This is a genomic window from Pseudodesulfovibrio mercurii (genome assembly GCF_000189295.2).
GTDB classification, from domain to species: Bacteria; Desulfobacterota; Desulfovibrionia; order Desulfovibrionales; family Desulfovibrionaceae; genus Pseudodesulfovibrio; species Pseudodesulfovibrio mercurii.
Genome location: NC_016803.1, coordinates 1404446 through 1424611, shown reverse-complemented (window position 1 = coordinate 1424611; position 20166 = coordinate 1404446). Strand labels below are relative to the sequence as shown.

The 20166-nt window shown below is 65.8% G+C and carries 9 protein-coding genes; 5 read left to right on the top strand and 4 right to left on the bottom strand.

Going from position 1 to position 20166, the window contains the following annotated elements:
- Positions 1-90: 90 nt before the first annotated feature.
- Positions 91-1902 carry a YgiQ family radical SAM protein gene (locus DND132_RS06530; protein ID WP_014321921.1) on the bottom strand — a complete coding sequence of 604 codons (1812 nt, stop codon included), beginning with the start codon at positions 1900-1902 and terminating at the stop codon, positions 91-93.
- Positions 1903-2022: 120 nt separating this feature from the next.
- On the opposite strand from DND132_RS06530, the gene DND132_RS06525 reads away from it, so the two are divergent.
- The 5 genes from DND132_RS06525 (at position 2023) to DND132_RS06505 (ending at position 10092) form a co-directional block, all read left to right on the top strand.
- The gene (locus DND132_RS06525) at positions 2023-3018 is read left to right on the top strand and encodes a zinc-dependent alcohol dehydrogenase family protein (protein WP_014321920.1); all 996 of its coding nucleotides are present in this window, start codon (positions 2023-2025) and stop codon (positions 3016-3018) included.
- A gap of 586 nt (positions 3019-3604) precedes the next feature.
- The gene (locus tag DND132_RS06520; RefSeq protein ID WP_014321919.1) at positions 3605-5803 is read left to right on the top strand and encodes a type I secretion system permease/ATPase; all 2199 of its coding nucleotides are present in this window, start codon (positions 3605-3607) and stop codon (positions 5801-5803) included.
- A 7-nt stretch (positions 5804-5810) separates the two neighbouring features.
- Positions 5811-7139 carry an HlyD family type I secretion periplasmic adaptor subunit gene (locus DND132_RS06515; RefSeq protein WP_014321918.1) on the top strand — a complete coding sequence of 443 codons (1329 nt, stop codon included), beginning with the start codon at positions 5811-5813 and terminating at the stop codon, positions 7137-7139.
- Between the two features lie 40 nt (positions 7140-7179).
- Complete coding sequence (locus DND132_RS06510; protein ID WP_148266956.1) at positions 7180-7944, top strand: transglutaminase-like cysteine peptidase; 765 nt, start codon at positions 7180-7182, stop codon at positions 7942-7944.
- Positions 7945-7989: 45 nt separating this feature from the next.
- A complete protein-coding gene (locus DND132_RS06505) occupies positions 7990-10092 on the top strand; it encodes an HD domain-containing phosphohydrolase (RefSeq protein WP_014321916.1) in 2103 nt (700 codons plus the stop codon).
- Positions 10093-10822: 730 nt separating this feature from the next.
- On the opposite strand, the gene DND132_RS06500 is transcribed toward DND132_RS06505, so the two are convergent.
- The 3 genes from DND132_RS06500 to DND132_RS06490 form a co-directional block, all read right to left on the bottom strand.
- Positions 10823-12088, bottom strand: a complete 1266-nt coding sequence (locus DND132_RS06500; RefSeq protein WP_238528360.1) for a TolC family outer membrane protein — start codon at positions 12086-12088, stop codon at positions 10823-10825.
- A 376-nt stretch (positions 12089-12464) separates the two neighbouring features.
- Positions 12465-13268, bottom strand: coding sequence for a hypothetical protein (locus DND132_RS06495; RefSeq protein ID WP_148266955.1), 804 nt, complete (start codon positions 13266-13268; stop codon positions 12465-12467).
- A gap of 96 nt (positions 13269-13364) precedes the next feature.
- On the bottom strand, positions 13365-19766 hold the full coding sequence (locus DND132_RS06490) for a VCBS domain-containing protein (RefSeq protein ID WP_014321913.1): 6402 nt from the start codon (positions 19764-19766) through the stop codon (positions 13365-13367).
- Between the last annotated feature and the right edge of the window lie 400 nt (positions 19767-20166).

Below are 20166 nucleotides of genomic sequence, written 5' to 3'. Positions count from 1 at the left end.
AATATTACAAATATGTTATTCAGGCGTCGGGGATATACATATCTGCAATATTGCGGACCCCGCCGGTGTCGTTTCGGTGTCCGTGCCGGGTCATTTCCGGGGGTGCTTCCGGCTCCGGCCCCGTCCCCGGTCCCGGTGCGGCGCGTTGCCCGGCGGCCGTCCGGTATCGGGCATGAGGATGGCGTGCTGGCGCAGCCGTTCCGCGTCGGTCTTGGCCACGTGGATGGGGTTGCCCTGCATGTCGCACTCGGCGTGGAACATGGCCGCGGCGGCCGTGCCGGGCAGGGGGATGAAGCACTGGACCTGCTCGGGCTTCCAGCCGCGCGCATCGAGCCAGTGGCGCAGGCTGCGCATGTCCTCCTCGGTGCAGCCGGGGAAGGCGGACATGAGGTAGGGGATGACGTACTGCTTCTTGCCCGCCTTTTTCGATTCCTTGTCGAACAGGTCCAGGAAGGTCTCGAAGGTCTCGAAGCCGGGCTTGCGCATGAGCTTGAGGACGTGGTCCACCTGGTGCTCGGGCGCGACCTTGGCCTGGCCGCCCACAAATTCGCGGATCATGGTCGTCAGGGCCTGCATGTCGGTCACGGCCAGGTCGATGCGCCAGCCCGAGGCCACGCGCACGTGCTCCACGGAGTTCACGTCGGCCACGGACCGGAGCAGGGAGACGAAGTCCCGCTGGGCCACGCGGTAGTGCTTGCAGATGCGCGGGGTCAGGCAACTGGCCCGCTCGCAGGCGGACTGGTCCGAGGCGCAGTGTGCACCCCACATGTTCGCGCTGGGGCCGCCCACGTCCGAGATGGACCCGGTCCATCCTTTGACCTCGGTGATGGCCCGGACCTCCTTCAGGATGGACGCCTTGCTCCGCGAGCGGATGGTCCGCCCCTGGTGCAGGGCCAGGGTGCAGAAGGAGCAGCCGCCCGAGCAGCCCCGGTGGGTGGTCACGCTCGTCCGGATCATTTCCGCCGCCGGGATGCGCTGGCGGTAGGACGGGTGGGGCAGCCGGGTGAAGGGCAGCCCGGCCAGTTCGTCCAGGCCTGCCGTGTCGAGCAGGGGGCCGGGCGGGGAGACCAGGACCAGCCGTCCGTCGGTCTCCTGCACGGCCATGGCCTTGTTCTGGTGGACCTGCTTCTCCATGAGCCGGGTGGCCTCGATGAGCGCCTTGGGGTCTGCCAGGATCGCCTCGTGAGAGGGCAGCTCCAGGACCTCGGCGTCCTCCGGGATGTCGTCGCGGGTCCCGGCCACGGCCAGGCCCGGCAGCCCGACCAGCTGGGGCCTGAGGGCGCGCAGGTCCACCTCGCCGACCTCGTCCAGGATGGTCGCGATGGTCTTCGCCACAATGGCGATGGAGTCTTCGGCCATGCCGTAGGCGATAGCCGTGGCCTTGGAATCGAGCAGCACGGACTTGCGCACCGAGTCGGACCAGAAATCGTAGTGGGACACGCGCCGGAGCGAGGCCTCGATGCCGCCCAGGATCACGGGCAGGCCGGGGAAGGCCCGCTGCACCGCGTTGGTGTAGGCGATGCACGCCCGGTTGGGCCGCGCGCCCGCCTGGCCGCCGGGGGTGTAGGCGTCGTCGGACCGCTTCTTGCGGAAGGCCGTGTAGTGGGCCAGCATGGAGTCCAGGGACCCGGCGGTGACGCCCGCGAAGAGCCTCGGGCGGCCCATGCGCAGGAGGTCGTCGGGCCGGTCCCAGGCGGGCTGGGCGCAGATGCCCGTGCGGAAGCCGTGGCGGACCAGCCAGCGCCCGAGCAGGGGGGCGCCGAAGGAGGGGTGGTCCACGTAGGCGTCGCCCGAGACCAGGAGAATGTCCAGTTCCTCCCAGCCCAGGGCGTCCATCTCCTCGCGGGACATGGGCAGGACCGGGGGCTGGCGGAGGGTTTGTGCGTGTTGTGTGCGTGCCATCCGGAGATGATGACCCAGGCGCGCGCGTTGGTCCACTCCTTTTCGCGCGGGTTGCCGCCTCGCCTCCCCTGTACAGCCCGCCGCGATGCGGGTAGGATGGAAAAAGTGGAGGAAGCATCCATGAAAGCCATGCTGATTGAAGAATACGGCAGGGAATACGCCTTTGCCGAGTCCGACATAGCCGTGCCCGAACCCGGTCCGGGCCAGGTCCTGGTCCGGGTGGCCGGGTCGAGCCTCAACCCCATCGACAACAAGATCGCCACCATGGGCTCGGCCCTGGCCTTCTCGCCCGACCTGCCCGCCGTGCTGGGCATGGACGTGTCCGGCACCGTGGAGGGTGTGGGGCCCGGCGTGACCCGTCTGGCCCTGGGCGACCGCGTGTTCGGCTGCCCCGGCGGTGTCCGGGGATTGCCCGGCGCTCTGGCCGAGTTCATGGTCGGGGACGAGCGCCTGCTGGCCCGCGCACCCCGGTGCATGGACCTGACCGACGCCGGGGCCATGCCCCTGGTGGCCGTGACCGCCTGGCTGGCCCTGTTCGACAAGGCCGGGCTCAAGACGGGCGAACGGCTCCTGGTCCAGGGCGGGGCCGGGGGCGTGGGGCACCTGGCCGTGCAGCTCGGGGTCCACGCCGGGGCCGAGGTCTTCGCCACGGTCTCCTCACCGGACAAGGCCTCCGTGGTCGAGGCCCTGGGCGGCACGCCCATCGACTACACGACCGCGAGCGTGGACGACTACGTGGACGAACACACGGCGGGCCGGGGGTTCGACGCGGTCTTCGACACCGTGGGCGGCCCCGTCCTGGACGCCTCCTTCAAGGCGGCCCGCATGGGCGGCCGGGTGGTCTCCACCAACACCCGCTCCTCCCACGATCTCGGCCCGCTGCACGCCAAGAGCCTGTCCCTGCACGTGGTCTTCATGCTCCTGCCGCTGATCACCGGCAGGGGGCGCGAACGGATCGGCGAGATCCTCGACCAGGTGGCCGCGCTCACCGACGCGGACGAGCTGGCCGTGCTTCTGGACGAGCGCCGCTTCGACTTCCGCGACATCGCCTCGGCCCACCGCTACTGGGAGTCGGGCCGTGCCCTGGGCAAGATCGGGGTTTCGGTCTCCGCCTGAGGACGCGGACACCGACCGGTATTTCCCCCGCACGCATTGATGAACCGTGCGGGATCGCTAAGGAATGATCTATTTGAGGCTTGACAAAACAGGCCTCACGGGAAAGATTGTGACACTACTACTGTAAGTATTGGACGGCGGACCCGTTTTCGCGGTCCGCGCACAGGCAATCCTCAGCCAAGTGAACCGTATGCCACCCGAGAAGAAAGCGTCACCAGCAGCCCCGAAGCCCGCCCCGGACCGCAGGACCGGGTCCGAAGCCTCGCCCGATCAGACCGGGCCCAGGCCCGCCCCCGGCGCGTCCCGTCCCGTCCCCGTCAGGGGCGACGACGGCAAGCCCGTTGCCGGGACCACGCGCATGGACACCGGCCCCATGCCGGGCGGCACGGCCAAACCGGCCGGACCCGCGCCTCAGTCGGCGTCTCAGGCCGTACCTGGGGCCGCACCCCAGTCGGCCGCCGCGTCCGCGACCCAGGCCGCACCGGCGTCCGCGCCCGTCCCGGAAGGGGATGCCGCGTCCGGCAAGGCGCAACCGGGCGCTCCGCAGGCTGGTCGGCCGCAGCCGGGCCAGCCGGTCAAGGGGCAGATGCCGCCGGGCATGCCGCCGTTGCCGGGCATGGAGCGGCCCGCCCGGGTGGAGACCGACGAGCGGTTGACCCCCAAGGACATCGATTTTCAGCCGCCCCTGGTCATCTGCCTGTCCATCATCAGCCGTCTGCTCGGCAAGCCGGTCTCCTCGGCCACCCTCAAGGCGGGCATCCCCCAGCAGGAGGGGGTCATCACCGCCGCGGCCATCGTCCGTTCGGCCGAGCGCATCGGCATCACCGCCAAGACCGTGTACCGCGAGAAGCTGCGGTCCATCACCCGGCTGGTCATGCCGTGCATCCTGCTCCTGCGCGGGGGCAACGCCTGCGTGCTTCTGGACACCACCGGCAGCACGGCCCGGGTCATCGTGCCGGGCCACGGCATGGACGAGACCGAGATGCCGCTGTCCAAGCTCGAGGAGGAGTACACCGGGTACGCCATCTTCTGTCACCGCAAGTCCAAGCTGGACAAGCGGGCCAGCGAGCTCCGGCTGCTCAAGACCAAGCGCTGGTTCTGGGGCGTCATCGCCAAGTTCTGGCCCATCTACAAGCACGTCATCGGCGCCTCGATCATGACCAACATCATCATCATCGCCTCGCCGCTTTTCGTCATGAACGTGTACGACCGGGTCATCCCCAACAACGCCACCGACACCCTCTGGGCCCTGGCCATCGGCATCGCCATCGCCTACCTGTTCGACTTCCTGCTCAAGAACCTGCGCTCCTATTTCGTGGACGTGGCCGGGCGCAACGCCGACGTGCTCATCGGCTCCAAGATCATGAACCACCTCATGTCCGCCCGGCTCGACTACATGCCGGAGTCGGCGGGCGCGGTGGCCAACAACATCCGCGAGTTCGAGTCCCTGCGCGAGTTCTTCGGTTCGTCCTCCCTGGTGGCGCTCATCGACCTGCCGTTCCTGGTCCTGTTCATCTGCGTCATCTACTTCATCGGCGGACCCATCGCCTATCCCATATTCGTGGCCGTGCCCCTGGTCATCCTGGTGGGCGTGTTCATGCAGATTCCCTTCCAGCGGATCATCGAGAACCACTACAAGGAATCCACCCAGAAGTACGCGCTCCTGTTCGAGATCGTCCAGGGGCTCGAGACCATCAAGACCTCCATGGCCGAGGGCCGCATCCAGGCCCGCTGGGAGAACGTGGTCGGCCTGTCCGCCCACTCCAACAGCCACGCCAAGACCATGGCCAACGTGTCCATCACCTTCTCGGTCTTCGTCACCCAGATGGTCTCCGTGGCCGTGGTCATCACCGGCGTGTACCTCATCTCCAAGGGCGAACTGACCGTGGGCGGGCTCATCGCCTGCAACATCCTGTCCGGCCGGTCCATGGCCCCGCTGTCCGCCGTGGCCGGGCTGCTCTCCCGTTTCCAGCAGTCCCGCATGGCCCTGAACGCCCTGGACATGCTCATGGAGATGCCGTCCGAGCGGCCCGACGACAAGGAGGCCTTCCACTACGGCGTCATCGAGCCGTCCGTGACCCTGACCGACGTGTCCTTCAGCTATCCCGGCACGGACAAGGCCGTGCTCCACGACATCAACCTCAAGCTCAAGCCGGGCGAGAAGGTCGGCATCGTGGGCCGCACCGGCGCGGGCAAGACCACGCTGGGCAAGCTCTGCGTGGGCCTCTACCAGCCCGTGAAGGGCTCGGTCCAGGTGGGCGACATCGACCTGCGCCAGATGGACGTGGCCGACCTGCGCCGCAAGGTGGGCTACATCTCCCAGGACAGCCTGCTCTTCTACGGCACCCTCAAGGACAACATCGCCTTCGGCCTGCCCGAGGCGGACGACCAGTCCATCAACGCGGCCGCCGAGATCGCCGGGGTCAACGACTTCGTTCGCGACCACCCGGCGGGCTTCGGCCTGATGGTCGGCGAGCGCGGCACCTCCCTGTCCGGCGGCCAGCGCCAGGCCGTGACCATCGCCCGCGCCATCCTGCCCGACCCGGAAATCCTGATCATGGACGAGCCGTCGAGCAACATGGACAACCAGTCGGAATTCCGCCTCAAGGAGCGGCTGCGGAAATATATCGAGGACAAGACGCTCATCGTCATCACCCACCGCCATTCCATGCTCGATCTCGTGGACCGGCTGGTCATCATGGACCGGGGCAGGATAGTTGTGGACGGGCCCAAGAAGGCCGTGCTCGACGGCCTCAGGACCGGTCAAATCAAGGTTTCCCTGTGAGGTCGCGATGAGCAAGAAATTCGATAGAGAAACGCTCCTGTTCATGAGCGAGGTGGACCAGGCCATGTACGGCAAGGGCCACCGGCTTGCCTACCTCATGTCCACGGCCATCCTGCTGATGATCGTCATCTTCATCGTCTGGGCCAAGCTGGCCATGCTCGACGAGCGCACGCGTGGCTTCGGTCGGGTCATCCCGTCCCAGCGCATTCAGGAAATCCAGAACCTGGAGGGCGGCATCATGAACGAGCTGTTCGTCCAGGAGGGCCAGACCGTGGAGAAGGGCGACATTCTCTGCCGCCTGTCCAACGAACAGGCCGCCAGTTACTACCGCGACGCCCAGAGCAAGGCCCTGGAGCACCAGGCGGCCATCGCCCGGCTCCAGGCCGAGGCGGACGGCGCGGCCGAACCGGACTTCCCGCCCGACGTGGTCAAGAAGGCGCCCCAGCTGGTCGAGGACCAGCGGCGCATCTTCGTGGCCCAGCGCAACAAGCTGAACATCGACATCGGCCTGCTCGAGGACCAGTACCAGCAGCGCCAGCAGGAGGTCAGCGAGATGGTCGCCCGCCGCAACCAGCTCCGCCAGAGCCTGGACGTGGCCGAGAAGCAGCGCAACATCGCCAAGCCGTTGGTGGAGAAGCACATCCACTCCGAACTCGACTACCTGCGCCTGGAGCAGACCGTGGTTCAGCTGCGCGGCGACATGCAGGCCCTGACCCTGGGCATCCCCCGCGTGCAGCGGGCCGCCAAGGAGGCCAAGGGGCGCATCGACCAGGCCCGGGCCGAGTACCGGGCCGACGCGCTGGAGGAGATCAACTCCCGCAGGCAGGAACTCAACTCCATCCAGGAGAACCTGAGTTCCGGCGGCGACCGCGTGACCCGCACCGACGTGCGCTCGCCCGTGCGCGGCGTGGTCAAGCACATCATGGTCAACACCATCGGCGGCGTCATCCGGCCCGGCGAATCCATCATGGAGGTCGTGCCCCTGGACGACACCCTGCTGGTCGAGGCCGAGGTCAAACCCTCGGACATCGCCTTCCTGCACCCCGGCCAGAAGGCCAAGGTCAAGATCACGGCCTACGACTTCTCCATCTACGGCGGCCTGGACGGCATCGTCGAGAACATCTCGGCCGACACCATCGAGGACGAGAAGGGCGAGAGCCACTATCTGGTCAAGGTGCGCACCAAGGAAAACGCCATCACCTACCGGGGACAGCAACTGCCCATCATTCCGGGCATGACCGCGAGCGTGGACATCCTGACCGGCCGCAAGTCGGTCCTGGACTACCTGCTCAAGCCCCTGCTCAAGGCAAAACAGAACGCGCTCAGGGAACGATGAGGCGTGGATGAGGCCGATGCGGGGGACATACTCGGCGGCAATGGTTGCGCTCTGCGCGGCCTGTCTGGCCGTGGTCCTGGTCCTGTCCCCGAGAGCCGTTGCGGCCCAGGCGACGCCGGACCCGGCCACGGCCCGGCCCGAAGCGGTCCGGCCCGCGACCGCCGTGCCCTCGGCGGTCCAACCCGCGCCGGCCAATCACACGACGGGTAAGTCCGACAAGCGCCAGCTGTTCGGGACCCTGGAGTTCAAGGGCAAGATCCAGAAACTGCCCAAGTGGACGCGCGTGCTCGACAAGATGAAGGCCTGGAAGGGGTACTTCAAGGACGACCGGACCAACGACCATCCCTCCAAGAAGGCCTGGAACACCCTCAAGGCACAGGTCGGCGACAAGTCCGAGATGGACCGCCTCCGGGCCGTGACCAGGTTCTTCAACAAGTGGCCGTACCGTTTGGACATGGCCAATTGGGGCGTCAGCGACTACTGGGAGACGCCCTGGGAATTTCTCAAGAAGTCGGGGGACTGCGAGGACTATTCCATCGCCAAGTTCTACGCCCTTCAGGAACTTGGCTTCACCGACGACCAGCTGCGCATCGTGGCCGTCAAGGACGCCATCCGGGGCATCGGCCACGCCGTGCTGGCGGTTTACGCCACGGACGACATCTACATTCTCGACAATCAGACCGACATGGTCCTGTCCCATACGAAGTACAAGCATTACATCCCGCAGTACTCGATCAACGAGAAGTACCGCTGGATGCACGTGGCCCCGCAGAAGCGGACCACCTACGAAAAGGCGAAGCAATAAGGCCCGCCGTCAAGGGCGTGGCCACAAACCAGATGGAGAAGCGACATGGCTGAACATCTTACCAAGACCGCAGCGGTCCCCAAGTCAATCGGCGGGGCCGGGCAGGGCGTCAAGATCGGCGTGGTCCTGGCCTTCGTGCTGGTCATCTCGGCGGGCATTGTCCTGCTCGCCGCCAGGACGGTGCGGGACAAGGAGGCCGCGGTGCTGGAGAACCAGCAGAAGCGGTTCCAGCTCCTGACCCAGGGGCGCACCGAGGTCATCGGCTCCTGGCTCGAGAACCTGTCCCACCAGGGCGACCGGCTGATCAAGTCCGACCTCTTCCGGCTTTACGCCTCGGAGGTGGACTCCTTTGCCGGCGACCTGTCCAACCTCTTCGGGCGGCTGCATGCCGACGGCGCGGCCGGAGGCGAGGAGGGGACGACCTTGGCCGAACAGCTGCCCATGATGGAGAACATGCTCCGCGAGTTCTCCACCTACGCGGGTTTCCTCAACGCCCGCATCCTCAGCCGCAAGGGCGAGGCCTACATCGCCACGGACGGGTACCTGCCGCCCATGAATCAGGAGCAGACCGGCCTGGCCATGGCCGCCATCCGGGACAACGGGCCGCAGTATTCCACCCTGCGCAAGACCGCCCAGGGGCTGGAGATGGACATCTTCGTGCCCGTCTTCCCGCCCGACGCCGTGGGCGGCACCGACGAGACCCCCGGCCAGAAGGCCGTTGGCGTGCTCATGATGACCCGCCAGATTTCCGGCAAGATCACCGAACTGCTGTCCAACTCGCCCCTGGCCGCCAAGGGCGAGAAGACCCGGCTCATGCAGAAGAGCGGGGCGGGCTACCGTGAGGTCGCGCCCTGGACCGCCGACGGCTTCCTGGACGTGCCCTTCCCCATCGAGATCGGCGAGAACGGGCACATCCCCTTCGGCCTGCGTCCGAGCATCGAGGACGGCGACGCCCGGGTCTATTCCCTGGGCGTGCGCATTCCGGGCCCGGCCTGGTGGCTGGTCCAGGAGATCGACTACGACCAAGCCATGCGGCCCGTGGTCGAGTTCCGGCGCACGGTCTACACCGTGGCCGGGCTGGGCATCCTGACAGCCCTGCTCATCGCCGGGCTGGCCTGGTGGATTCTGACCGGGGTGCAGAGCCAGCGCATCGCCGAGCAGTTCCGCGCCCTGGCCACGCGGATCGAGGAGCAGAAGCTGTTCATCGACTCCATCAACGCCAACATCGACGAATTCATCGTGCTCAAGGACCCGCTCGGCAAGTTCACCTACGTCAACGACGCCTTTGCCGAGGCCGCAGGACGGCCCAGGGAGGAACTCCTCGGCATGGACACCGCCGCCGTGTTCGGTTTCGACACGGCCAAGCGGCTGGAGTCCATCGACGAGGTGGTGGTCCGCGAGAACCGCAAGATGACCATCAGCGAGCCCATCTACATCCGCTCCCGCCGCCACCAGTTCCAGGTTTCCAAGTCCCCGTACTGCGGCACGGACGGCGTCTGTCAGGGCATCGTCGAGGTCTATCGCGACGTGACCGAGTTCGTGGCCGCCCAGGAGAAGAACAAGCGGCTGATCAAGAACGCCATGGAGGCCCTCGGCTCGACCATCGAGGCCGCCGACCCGTACCTGGGCGGCCATACCAAGCTCCTGGCCGGGCTGTCCGTGGAGGTGGCCAAGGTCATGCACCTGTCCGAAATGGACATCGCCGAGATCGAGACCGCCGCCAACCTGTCCCAGATCGGCAAGATGTTCGTGCCCAACGAGATCCTGACCAAGCCGGGCAAGCTCACCCCCGAGGAGATGGCCGTCATGGAAGGGCACGTGGAATACGCCTACCGCATCCTCAAGGACATCGACATCGCCGAGGGCGTGCTGACCGCCATCTACCAGATGAACGAGCGCCTGGACGGCTCGGGCTATCCCAAGAAGCTCAAGGGCGGCGACATCATCCTCCTGGCCCGCATCCTCTCGGTCCTGAACGTGTTCTGCGCCATGATCCGGCCGCGCTCCTACCGCAGCGCCCAGCGGCCGGAGCAGGCCCTGGAAATCCTGTCCGGCGAGACCGGTCGCTTCGATCCCGCCGTGGTAGAAGCCCTTTCTGATGTCATCAATACTCCGACAGGAGAAAGATTATTGGGTGATAAGGATTAAGTGACACCCTCTCTCCATCCATCTGGTTGTTGCAAAGCCCCGGCGTCCACGCCGGGGCTTGTTTTTGGGGACGGTAAGCGGCTTCCGATAGCGGGCCATCTGCACAATTTTTCCGGCCGCGCCAATCCTCACGTAGACGGCTATCGCTGCTGTCGTCATCTCTAAGACCGAGCAAGCTCGGCCTAAGAGCTGATGCACGCTGCGGTTGCCCCGGCCGGAAGAAAATGCACAGCTGACCCACTCTCGACAAATCCGCAGGACAGCGGATTTGGACGTTGCGGTCTTTCCGCAACGCCCCGAAGGGGTGAGCCCCAGGACGGGGCGAATCAAAGCCTAGTGCGAGCGCGGGGGAGAGAGCCGCTGTCGGGTGCTGCGCACCCGAGGCGCTGCTAGGTTTTTGTGGTGCGTCCTAATAAAGCAAGGGCCTCGTCCGACGTTGTGTCGGACGAGGCCCTTGCTTTTTTCCCTTCTTTGGAGCGCCTTCGGGGCGCAGCCCCGAACAGCGGCTCTCCGCGCTAAGGATAGGCTCGGTAGAGTGGGTCAGCTGTGCATTTTTCGGGGGCCCGGCTGACCGCAGCGTAGTCTTCCTACGTGAGGATCAGACGGGTCCCCGAAAAATGTGCAGATGGCCCGCTCTACCGAGCCGCTGCTGTTCATGCGCCTTAATGGGGAAAAAAAGAGGGACGCGGCCTTGTGGCCGCGTCCCTGGGAAGTCGATTGTGTGCGCCGTTTACTTGGCGGCGGTCTCGGTGGGCATCTGCTCGTAGGTGGAGGGGGCGATCTCGAGGGTCTTCATGAGAGAGCCTTCGAGGGCCAGGAACTTGTAGACCGTGAAGTCGCGGTTCATGGTCGCGGTCTCGAGCTGCACGCGGTTGGAGAAGACCTCGTTGGTGGCGTCCAGAAGGTCCAGCAGGGAGCGCTGGCCCACGTTGAACTGCATCAGGTACATGTCCAGGGATTCGATGCTGTATTGCAGGGCTTCCTGGTACTTCTCGATCTGGTTCAGGCTGGACTGGTAGTCGGCCCAGGTGGCGGCCACCTGGCGGATGATGTCGTCGGTGGTGTCCTGCAGGTTGTCCTGCGCCTCGCGGATGCGAGCCGCGGCGGTCTGGATGTCGTAGTAGTCGCTGGTGCCGTTGAAGATGTTCCAGCGGGCGCGCAGCATGGCCTTGTTGTCCTGAATCCAGTAGTCCACGCCATCGAGATTGTCGGTGTGGCGGCTGGACAGGTAGGCGTCCACGGTCGGGTACATGGTCGATTCGAGCTGGCCCTTGGTCTGTTCGGCCACGGTGATCTCGGCCTTGTACACGGCGATCTTGGGGTTGTTGTCCAGGGCGAGTTCCAGGATGTTGTCGGCCTTGCCGGGAATGTAGTCGGGCAGGTACTGGGGATCGGCCAGGGAGACCGGGGCCGTGCCCACGGTGCGGATGTATTCGGCCTCGGCGGCGCGCAGCTCGCCGGTGTAGGTCACCAGGGTGGTCTCGGCCCGGGCCACGCGGCCCTTGGCCTGCATCTCGTCGGCGCGGTTGCCCGCTCCGCCTTCGACGCGTTCGGAAATGGAATCCAGCAGGTGCTGGTGGGCGGCGATGTTGTCTTCGGCCAGGGAGACCAGCTTGCGCAGGCGGACCACGTCCACGTGGGCGCGGACCGCATCCAGGCCCACGGTCTCGACGTTGTCCACCAGGCGGCCTTCGGCCGAGGTCAGACGGGCGCCTTCACGCTTGTAGTCGTGCCAGCGGTCGAAGCCGTCGAAGATGGGCTGGGTCAGCGTGGCCTTGAACTCGGAGGGAGTGCGCCAGCGCTTGTCCGTTCCGTTGTTGCGCGTGGTCGAGTTGCTGTACTGCTGCTTGCCGTACTCGCCGGTCAGGTCTAGGGACGGGAAGAAGCGGCCCAGAGCGGACAGCTGGGCCTTGGCGACGGCGTCCTTGTTGTTCAGGAGCGCCTTGATCTGCGGGTGCTGCTTGACCGCCGCGACGACGCTGTCCTTGAGCGTCATTGTGCCGTTATCGGCAAAGGCGGGCACGGACAGCGCCAACGAAAAGAGAAGAATTGCAAGAACAAGTTTTTTCATCGTCAGATCCCATTTCCGGGTTGTGTAAGAAACTTACCGCTAAACTTATAGCCGGTTATGGACTTTGGGTCAAGAAATGACGGTCGTCTCCAATTATAAATCGGAAACTTCGGGCCGGTCCGTTCATTTTGTTTGATTCCTCATGAATCCGAGGGGATGCGCCGTTCCGGGGCATGGGGTTGAGCGGCGTGTTCCTGTTTGTCCGGCAGGGCCTTGCGCCGGGGACGTATCGGTCCTTCTGTTGCGCGTTTGTCGGGGCGATGCCGCGATGGTGCGAGGGATGTCCCGCTTCCGGCCGGGGCTAGCCCACGTGTCTGCCGGAGTGGATCAGGTGGTTGATCAGGTCGTCGGTGGAGTGGTCCGCGTCGATGGGGAAGTCGTGCACGGGGATGTCCGGGTGGGAGACGCCCAGCAGCTTGACCACGATGTCGTCGCCCGCATGGTCGTTCTGGCCGAGGATCACCGAGGTCAGGTCGTGCTCGTTGTCCACGACCACGTCCTTGACGGACAGGTTCTCGGACAGGTGCAGGTGGTCGCTGCCCACGGTGAAGTTGGTGACCACGATCTCGCTCTGGCCGTCGCCCAGGACCGAGGGGGCGATGAACAGGCCGTCGTCCGCGTCCGCGTGCGCCGTATGGCCGTCCGGGTGCCCGGCCAGGTGGGCGGTGTGCCCGTCCACGAAGATGTCGTGCCCCGGCATGTCCACGAGCAGGGCGTCGTGCGGCAGGTCCGCGCCCGCGTCCGCGTGGGAACCGGTGTCCAGGGCATAGGAGCCGTCGTCCAGCCTGATGAGGGCGAAGGTCCCCTCGTGCCCGCCGGGATGGAAACCCGCGTCGTCGAACAGGACGTGGTGCAGGGTGTCGCTGTTGGCCAGCACCCAGTCCCCGGCGTCCCGGATGAAATGGAAGGGACCCGCGAGGTCCACCGCTGCTCGGTCCACGTCCGGGAGCAGGAAGAACCGGATGTCCGGGTCGCCCGCGAACATGTCCACCAGCCGGCCGAGCATGGCCGTGTCGCGGCAGTTGGCCAGAACGATCTCCGGGTCCACCGGAACGTTGCCGTCCAGGGCGTAGGTGCCGAGCATGGTGGTTTCGTTCGTATTCATGTCGTCGCTCATATCCGCATCTCCGTTCAGGAGAGAATCGCCTGTGCAAAGGGAATCCCGACCCGGCCTCGGGGCCGGGTCGGGGTTGTCGTTCGTCTAGGACGTGTGTCCACCGGAATTGATGATGTGCTGGACCACGGTGTTCAGGTCGTCGCCGGTGGCAGACAGGTCCACGTGGTGATCGACCACGTCGTGGGTCGGCGGGAGCACGCCCTGCAGGGTGATGGTGATGTCCTCCCCGGCCGGGTCCACGCCGCCGATGGTCAGGACCAGGTCGCCGCTGTCGCCGGAGGAGGTCACGTCCACCACGCCGCTGGACAGGCTGCCCAGGTCGATGGCGTCGCCCTCGTGGATGTTGAAGTCGGTCACGGTCATGGAGCTGGGCGTCTCGCCGGTGGTCAGGTAGCTCGGGTCCACCATGATGGTGTCCGCGCCCGCGCCCAGGGTGACGGTGTCGTGACCCGAGCTGATGAAGACGGTGTCGTCGCCGGAACCGGCGTCGATGACGTCGTCGCCCGCGCCGCCCCAGAGGGTGTCGTTGCCGCTGCCGCCGAACAGGTGGTCGTTGCCCGCACCGCCGTGCAGCACGTCGTCGCCGCTGCCGCCGAACAGGTAGTCGTTGCCGTCGCCGCCGTACAGGTGGTCGATGCCGTCGCCGCCGCTCAGGTAGTCGTGACCCGCGCCGCCGTCGATGGTGTCGTCGCCCGCCTCGCCGTACAGGAAGTCGTTGCCGCCCAGGCCGGAGAGGGTGTCGTCGCCGTCGCTGCCGTACATCACGTCGCCGTTTTCGGAGGCGGTGTCGGTGACCGTGGCGTTGTGGTGCACCGGCACGTACAGGGTGGCGGTCTCGGTCAGGCCGTGGGCGTCGGTCACCTGGTAGGTGAACTGCTCCACGGTGGGGCCGTCCGTCGCGGTGTCGGCGCTGAAGGCGTCGCTGCGGGGCGTGTAGGTCCAGTCGCCGGTGGCGGAGTCCACCGTCAGGGTGCCCCAGAGGCCCACGCCCGAGCCCACGATGGCGGCGGTCATGCCCGCGTTGTCCGAGCTATAAGCGTTTTCCAGCAGGTTGCCGGAGGCGGGCACGATGGTCTGTGTGCCGGGGATGGTGCCGGTCTGCTGCCACGAGCCACCGGCGGTCACGTCGATGGCCGACAGGACGAACGAGGCGTTCGTGCCCGCGGTGATGGTGATGGTGTCGATGAGCACCTCGCCGTTGCCGTCGCCATCCACGGCCGTGCCCTGGACCACGTACTGCTCGTTGTTGCTCTTGAGCAGGGTCACGCCGCTGCCGCCCGCATCGGTCAGGATCGTGCCGTTGGCCGCCCCGAGGGTGTGGAAGGTGTAGGTGTTGCCGTCGGTGTCCGTGACCGTGAAGACGATGTCCTCGGTGTCGCCGACGTTGCGCAGGGTGACCGCCACGTCCTGGGGCTCCTCGACGCCGTCGTTGCCGAAGTCGAGGATGATGGATTCGGTGGCGGAGACGTAGCCGGAGGGGCTCGGGGCGAGGCCGTGACCGATTTCGCCCGAACCGTCGAAGTACCCCAGGGCCAGGTCCGTGCTCGACAGGCCGATGCCGAGCAGGCCCACCTGGATGATGTTGGAATCGGTGCCCACCGAGGTCACGCCGCTCACGTCGAGGCCGATGCTGTCGGACACGGCGTCCCAGCTGTCGGCGCCGTCCACGTCGGAGAAGTTCACGTGGGAGACGTCGCCCGCGACGAAGCCGTAGACCGGGACGTCCTCACCGGGGTCGGTGATCCAGGCCCCGTGGCCCAGGTCGTCCTCGGTGGTCAGGACCGGGTTGTCGATGGTCGCGGTGACTTCGAGCACGCCGTAGTCCACGGCGCCGTCCGTGTCGGACACCTGGTAGGTGAAGGACTCGGTGTAGTCGCCCGAGGCCAGACCGTCGTAAGTCGTGTAGGTGTAGGAGCCGTCCTCGGCGATGACCAGGTCGCCGTACAGGCCGTGGATGGTCGCGCCCGCGCCGTCGTCGTCCAGGTCGAAGGTCCCGGAATCGCCGTCGAAGTCGCCGTCGGCCAGGTACTGGTCGTATTCGGCCTGGGTCAGGTCGTCCAGGTCGCCCGCGGCGGCCCCGGTGACGGTCAGCTCGGTGGAGCCGTCCGGGTAGCCCGGCCCGTCGGTGTAGTCGGTGTCCTGGGCGTCATGGTCGTTGGCCAGAACGTTGCCGGTGACCACCGCCGCCGCGAAGACGACGGACGAGATGTCGGCCGGAGTGGAGTCGTAGACCTCCTTGAGGGCCACCGAGGCGTCCGGATCGTCGGGGTCGGCCATGATCACCACCGTGGCGATGTCCGAGGTGGCGCTGGAGACCGTGAGCACGTCGCCGGTTTCGCTGAAGGTCAGGTCGGTGATCGGATTGCCTTCGGCATCCCACGCCTGGATGGATTCCTGGCCGTTGCTGTCGGCGGTGAACTTCAGGCTGACGGACTCCTGCGGGTCGTCGAACTGGATGAGCAACCGTTCGGCGGCGCCGTCGTTCTCGATGAACTGGTCCTTGCCGTTGCCGTCGGAGGCGGCCCCGACGCCGTAGTGTGCGCCGTTGCCGGTGCCCCACTGGGTCAGTTCGGCCGAGACCCACTCGCCGGACTGGCTGTCGTATTCCTGGGCCACCAGGGTGTAGCCGTCGGAACCGGGAATCACGCTCATGCCCTCGACGTCGCCGGTGCTCGTGCCGGTGCCGGTGTCGTCCACGGCCACGGGCGGGGTGTTGTTTTCCACCGCGATGATATGGATGGTCGCCGTGGCGATGTTGCTCGGCGCGCCCGTCGGATCGGCACCGTCGTCCCAGACCCGGACGTCGATCAGCCGGTCGCTGGTGTCCGGGTCATCCGAGCCGTTGTTGTAGGTGATCAGCTCGATGGCCGACTCGTAGTCCGAGATGGGTGCGTCGCCGGAGAGGATGATCTCGGTGCCGTTGACCGTGGCGGTGATGCCCGACGGCAGGGCCGAGGTGTCGATGTTCAGGGAGTCGCCGTCCTGGGCGTTGGTCAGGGTGATGACCGCCTGGGACATATTCGCGGAGTCCACGTCCGAGATGTTCACCTCGCCGGCGATGAGCACGGGGCCGCCGCCCTCGGTGAAGGTGTTCTCGAATCCGGTGCCGGGATCGTCGTGTTCCAGTATGATGACGTCGTCGTAATCGTCATCGTCGCCGCGGCTCTTGTAGCCCTCCTTGAGCTGGTCGTCCACGCTCAGGAGGCGGCCGTCGGCCAGGTCCTCGATCCGGAAGGTGCTCTCGGGGTCGCCGACGTTCAGGTCCATGTTGTCGAAGCGGGCGTCGTAGACCTTGTTGCTGCCGCTGAAGGATATATCCCACTCGCCGGTCTCGGTGTTCAGGACGAACTCGGGCGTGCCGGTGGGGGTCGCGCCTCGGCCCACGCTGACCAGGAAGTAGTGCAGTTCCTGGCCGTCCTCGTAGGTGGTCAGCAGGTCGCCCTCGTGCGCGGTGTTGATGTTTTCCAGGATGATCTGCGGATTGATCGGGTTGCCGTCCGCGTCGAGTTCGTAGGTGCCGATCATGTTGTTGTAGTCGGCGTTCTCGCTGACGAAGTGGACCGTGCCCATGGACAGGTCGATGGTCGGCGAGTCGTTGGCCCCGTCGATGGTCACGGTCAGGGTGGCGGTGCTTTCCTTGGCGTCGCCGTCCTGGTTGTCGGACATGGTGTAGGTGAAGACGTCGGTCGGGTGGTCGTCGACGTTCAGGGAGTCGGTGGCGTCGGGATCCTCCACGTACTTGTAGGAGCCGTCCTCGTTCAGGTAGAGGGTGCCGTATTCGCCCTTGAGCACGAAGTCGTAGCCGTCGGTGTCTGTGGTCGCGGTGTTGGTGGTGTTGTCGCTGGTCACGCCGGTCACGGTGAAGTCGGACAGGTCGTTGTCCACGTCGGTGTCGGCCACGCCGCCGTGCTCGTCGCCCGCCAGCACGTTGCCGGTGGTGAAGGAGGCGGCCGCGTCGTCCACGGACTCGGTCAGGGTATTGGTGTCGGCCTGGGCCGTGGGGGCGTCGTTGGCTCCATCGATGGTGATGGTCAGGGTGGAGGAGGAATACCCGGTGTTCGTGGCCTCGTTGTCGGACATGGTGTAGGTGAAGACGTCGGTCACCGGGGTGCTGTCGTTGTTCATCCAATTGGTGGCGTTCTGATCCTCCACGTACTTGTAGGAGCCGTCCTCGTTCAGATAGAGGGTGCCGTACTCGCCCTTGAGCACGAAGTCGTAGCCGTCGGTGTCTGCGGTCGCGGTGTTGGTGGTGTTGTCGCTGGTCACGCCGGTCACGGTGAAGTCGGACAGGGAGTTGTCCACGTCGGTGTCGGCCACGCCGCCGCTTGCGTCGCCCGCCAGCAGGTTGCCGATGACGGACACGGCCGCCTCGTCGTCCACGGACTCGACGAAGGCGTTGGCGTCGGCCACTGCCACCGGGGCGTCGTTGGAGCCGGAAACGTTGATGGTCAGGGTGGTGGGCGCGCTGTACACGCCGTCGTCGTAGGCGTTGGTCAGGGTGTAGGTGAAGACGTCGGTCCTGGTGTCGTCCTCGTTCAGGGCCTGGACGTTGTCCCACTCGTTCTGGAGTGCGTAGGAATAGCTGCCGTCCGCATGGATGGTCAGGATGCCGTACTCGCCGTTGATGGTCACGGTCCCGTCCGGGTCCATGTTGTCGTCGGTGTACAGGGTGTCGCTTTCCCCGGTCTGGGAGGAGACCGTGGAGACGTACATCAGGGAGTCGTCCGCATCGCTGTCGGCCACGCCGCCGTTGGCGTCGCCCGCGACCACGTTGCCGGTGACCACGGCGGAGTAGTCGGCGTCGTCCGCGAACCGCAGGCCGAATTCGGCCACGTTGTTCACGTCGGCGTTGGCCGTGGGGGCGTCGTTGGCGCCGTTCACCGTGAAGGAGATGTTGGCGTAGCTGAAGGCCCCGGAGTCGTCCATGATGCCGTAGGAGAAGGCGTCCACGTTGTCCTCGCTGCCGTAGTTCAGGGCGTTGAGGGCGTCATAGGCGTCGCCGTCTTCGGGGGTGTACAGGCGGTAGTCGTAGGAGCCGTCCGCGTGGATGGTCAGCACGCCGAACTCGCCGTTGACCGTGACCGAGGCGGTCGGGTCCATGGCGGCCTGGTCGTAGGCCTGGTCCGCGGAGGGGGTGAAGTCGGGGTTCTGCTCGTCGGGCAGGATGTAGTCCACGGTCTCGGTGGCGTGGGAGTACACGCCGACCACGAACATGGTCCGGCCGTCCGGGGAGTCGCCGGCGTCCACGTCCGTGTCGCTCACGGAGCCCGCGTCGTCGCCCGCCAGGACGTTGCCGTGGATGAGCACGTTGCCGCCCGAGGTATAGTCGTAATGGTCGCTGTCGTGCACCGTGACCTGGCCGCCCTCGCCGTTCAGGTCGGCGTCGTACACGGAGGCGTGGAGGTCGTAGTCCGTGGAGTCGCCGGTCTCGACGGCCTGGACGTTCAGGTCGTCGTGGGCCACGGGCATGTCGTTGGCGCCGTTGACCGTGATGGTCAGGGTGGCGGTGTTGGACACCCCGCCGTCGGGGTCGGCGATGGTGTACTGGAAGACCTCGTCGTAGTGATCGCCCTCGTTCATGGCGTCGGCCCAGGTCTGGTTCAGGGTGTATTCCCAGTGGCCGTCGGTGTCGATGATCAGGACGCCGTACTTGCCCACGATGGTGGTGTCGTCCGAGGTGATCTCCACCGGGTCGGGGTCCACGCCGTCGTGGTTCGTGCCCACGTAGTCCACGGTGTACATGGCCAGCAGATCATGGTCGCCGTCCGGGTCCACGTCGTTGTCGATGACGTTGCCCTGGATGGTCTCGTCCGTCTGCGGGGGGTTGGGATACAGGATATAGAAGCCGCCGCCCGTGGCCAGGGGGAAATATTCGCCCGAGACCGGGCCGCCCTCGGCCTCGGCGGCGTGCGCCATGGCCGCCGCGTAGTCCTCCTCGCTGTCCACGAAGACGATATGGCGGCCGACGATGAAGTCGGGATCGCCCTCTTCGGTGACGGAGGCCGCGTCGTCGTTGGCGATGGGGGCCACGTTGCCGAGCACGCCGACGAGGGTGGGGAAGGCGTGCCCGTCGTAGGCGTCGCCCTGGCCGCCCAGGGCCTGGATGCCCGCGAAGAGCGTGCCGGGATCGTCGTTGTACTGGCCCGCGCCGGAGCTGCCGGTGTTGTTGCCAGCGGCGGTCTCCACGTCGGCGTTCTGGTCCACGCCGTCGAAGGCGAAGATGTAGACGTCGCCCGCCACCTGCTCGCCGTTGACCATCTCGAACAGCGGCAGGCCGCCGGAGTCGGCCAGGGCCTGGTAATTCTCAAGGATGACGGTGCCGCCGCCCTCCACGGTGATCTGGAGGTTGCCGTCCGTGCCGGAGAACACGGCGTTGGCCAGATCGAACTCGAACTTGACCGGGGTGCCCGGATCGAGGTGGTAGGTCTGGGTATTGCCCGCTCCGGGCAGGGAAACATCAAGCTGGTGTATTTTCGCGTCCGCCATGGTGAACTCCTGAGTCAGAACGTGATGAGTTTTGTTTTGAGCAGTCTGACCTAGTTTATAGCTATGAGGCGTTTTCGAGTCAATTGCAAAAAAAATCATTAAGCCAGTATGTTGCGGTGTGGAGAACGACCTCGGAAGTGGCTTTCTGCCTGGACTTGCAAGGCCTATTTTAAACGGCTGTTTATGTGAATTACACGCGATTGGTTTGTGTTTTCAACAGGTGGCTGTTGAAAATAAAATGACCCGGTTTCAGTTTTCCCCATGCGTCCGGAAGTCCGATTGCTTCGTAACACACCGGATTATAAGAGGAAAAATGTCGAGATAAATATTATTACTAATTTTGGCATGATCGCCTGGAAATTTCGGACGCGAATGAGGACGTGAAAAAAGCGGCAGCCCC

Bases quoted from the DNA above. Each gene is read 5' to 3' on its own strand.
- DND132_RS06530 (WP_014321921.1), bottom strand. From the start codon at position 1,902: ATGGCACGCACACAACACGCACAAACCCTCCGCCAGCCCCCGGTCCTG.
- DND132_RS06525 (WP_014321920.1), top strand. From the start codon at position 2,023: ATGAAAGCCATGCTGATTGAAGAATACGGCAGGGAATACGCCTTTGCC.
- DND132_RS06520 (WP_014321919.1), top strand. From the start codon at position 3,605: ATGCCGCCGGGCATGCCGCCGTTGCCGGGCATGGAGCGGCCCGCCCGG.
- DND132_RS06515 (WP_014321918.1), top strand. From the start codon at position 5,811: ATGAGCAAGAAATTCGATAGAGAAACGCTCCTGTTCATGAGCGAGGTG.
- DND132_RS06510 (WP_148266956.1), top strand. From the start codon at position 7,180: ATGGTTGCGCTCTGCGCGGCCTGTCTGGCCGTGGTCCTGGTCCTGTCC.
- DND132_RS06505 (WP_014321916.1), top strand. From the start codon at position 7,990: ATGGCTGAACATCTTACCAAGACCGCAGCGGTCCCCAAGTCAATCGGC.
- DND132_RS06500 (WP_238528360.1), bottom strand. From the start codon at position 12,088: ATGACGCTCAAGGACAGCGTCGTCGCGGCGGTCAAGCAGCACCCGCAG.
- DND132_RS06495 (WP_148266955.1), bottom strand. From the start codon at position 13,268: ATGAATACGAACGAAACCACCATGCTCGGCACCTACGCCCTGGACGGC.
- DND132_RS06490 (WP_014321913.1), bottom strand. From the start codon at position 19,766: ATGGCGGACGCGAAAATACACCAGCTTGATGTTTCCCTGCCCGGAGCG.